The following is a 2,308-nucleotide window of genomic DNA, read 5'->3' as shown; positions in this document are numbered from 1 at the left end:
GCGGCGGCGTGCGAAACGCGGCGGCGGGGGTGTCCCGGCTGCGGCGGCGTGCCGCGCGCGGCTGGCTCCCCGTTCCTGTGTGTCCGCATCGGATTGCCATGTCAATGTGCCCGGATTGCATGCAGGGGCGAGCCCTGGGGGGTATCGGGCAGGTTCGGGCACGCGGCGGATCCGCGTCCGGCAACCGCAGGATTGACCCGGCTTCGTATTTTGTATACGGTATGCAACGATAGTCGCGCCCGTGTGCGCGGCGCTTTTCACTTCGGCCCACGGCCCCTCCCCAACCGGACGCACACCCTCATGCCGCCAGACGCCATCAACGCCCTTGCGCAGTACACCCTCAGCGGGCTGACCACCGGGTCGGTCTACGCGCTGCTGGCCCTGGGCTACAGCCTCATCTTCAATGCCACGGGCATCGTCAACTTCACCCAGGGCGATTTTCTGAGCCTTGGCGGGCTGGTGTTGTACAGCCTGCTGGTCAGTCAGGGGCTGCCGATCTTCGCGGCCTTTCCCGCCACCATCCTCGTGGTGGCCATGGCGGGCGCGCTGGTGGAGCGGGTGTGCCTGCGTCCGGCCCGCAGCCGTCAGATGATCATCCTTATCTTCATCACCATGGCCGCCTCCACGCTGATGCGCGGCCTGATGAAGGAAGGCTGGGGCAAGCTGCCCCTGGCCCTGCCGCCCCTGTCGCCCGAGGTGCCCTTCCGCCTGCTGGGTGCGGTGCTGACCCCGCAGAACCTGTGGGTGATGGGCATGACCCTGTGCGGCATCGCGGCGCTGGCCTGGTTCTTTCGCGCCACGGTGACCGGCAAGGCCATGCGCGCCGCTGCGGCGGACCCGCGCACCGCCCGGCTGATGGGGGTGGAGGTGGAACGGCTGACCACGCTGTCCTTCGCCTTTGCCGGGGCGCTGGGTGCGTTGGGCGGCATGCTCATCACGCCCATCACGTCACTTTCGTACGACATCGGCCTGATGCTGGGGCTGAAGGGCTTTGCCGCCGCGGTGCTTGGCGGCTACGGCAGCTTTGCCGGGGCCGTGGCGGGCGGGGTGCTGCTGGGCCTGTTCGAAAGCTACGGCGCGGGCTACGTGACCAGCGCCTACCGCGACGTGCTGGTGTTCGGCCTGCTCATCCTTGTCCTGTTCGTGCGACCGCAGGGGCTGTTCGGCACCACCGGGAGGCGCGCATGACCGCACCCGGTACAGATTCCGGTGTCGTGAAGGCCAACGGCACGGATACGACTGCGCCTGCATCCCCCGCGTCCGGGTCGGCGTTGGCGTCCGCACCTGCGACGGGCCGCCATCCGCTGTTCACCCCGCCCGCCCGCCGTTTCATGCGGGGCTGGCTGGCCCTTGCCGTGGCCGTGGCCCTGCTGCCGCTGGCCCTGCGCTCCGGCTACCAGTTCACCGTGCTCAACGTGGTGGCGGTGAACCTCATCGTGGTCACCGGGCTGAACCTGCTGATGGGCTACGCCGGGCAGATCAGCTACGGCCACGCCGCGTTCTTCGGCATGGGGGCCTATGGCAGCGCCATCCTTTCCGCCACCCACGGGGTGGGCCCTTGGCTGGCCATGGGCGTTTCCGCCTGCGGGGTGGCCGTGGCCGCCGCCGTGGTGGGGGTGCCCACCCTGCGCCTGAAAGGCAACTACCTGGTCATGGCCACGCTGGGCTTCAACCTCATCGTGGACGTGATCCTGGTGCAGTGGAGCGAGGTCACCGGCGGTTCCAGCGGCTTCGTGGGTGTGCCGCCGCTGGCCGTGGCGGGCATCTCGTTCGACACCGACCGCTCGTTCTACTGGCTGGCCTGGGGTGTGGCCCTGCTGCTGCTCATCCCCGCGCGCAACCTCGTGCATTCTCCGGTGGGCCGCGCCCTGCGGGCCATCCACGATTCCGAGCCCGGGGCGGAGGCCTGCGGCGTGCCCACGGCCAGCTACAAGGTGCAGGTGTTCGTGCTGTCCGCCGTGTTCGCCTCGCTGGCCGGGTCGCTGCACGCGCACTATCTTGGCATCGTGGCGCCCAAGACCTTCGACATCTTCAAGTCCGTGGAGTTCGTGACCATGTGCCTCATCGGCGGCATGGGTTCGCTGTGGGGCGGGCTGGCCGGGGCGCTGCTGCTGACCGTGCTGCCCCAGATGCTGGGCGTGTTCGAGGAGCACCACGACCTGATATTCGGCGCGATACTGCTGGTCATGCTCGTCTTCATGCCGCGCGGGGTCTCGCCGTGGCTGCGGGAGATGGCGGGCAGGATGCGGCGCGGGACCGGTGACGGGTCGGGCGGCAGGGGCGCGCCCGGTGGCTCCGCGGGCAGAGT

At 69.5% G+C, this 2,308-nt stretch carries 2 protein-coding genes; both read left to right on the top strand.

Going from position 1 to position 2,308, the window contains the following annotated elements; genetic code table 11:
- Positions 1-300 precede the first annotated feature (300 nt).
- Positions 301-1,188, top strand: coding sequence for a branched-chain amino acid ABC transporter permease (locus FVW20_RS12895; protein ID WP_196609934.1), 888 nt, complete (start codon positions 301-303; stop codon positions 1,186-1,188).
- On the top strand, positions 1,185-2,308 hold a 1,124-nt coding region (locus tag FVW20_RS12890; RefSeq protein WP_231039091.1), incomplete at its 3' end, for a branched-chain amino acid ABC transporter permease. The genes FVW20_RS12895 and FVW20_RS12890, both read left to right, overlap by 4 nt.

Source organism: Nitratidesulfovibrio oxamicus (assembly GCF_015731765.1).
Classification (GTDB): Bacteria; Desulfobacterota; Desulfovibrionia; order Desulfovibrionales; family Desulfovibrionaceae; genus Cupidesulfovibrio; species Cupidesulfovibrio oxamicus.
Note: the sequence above shows the minus strand (reverse complement) of the source record. Positions and strands in the feature narration are given on the sequence as shown.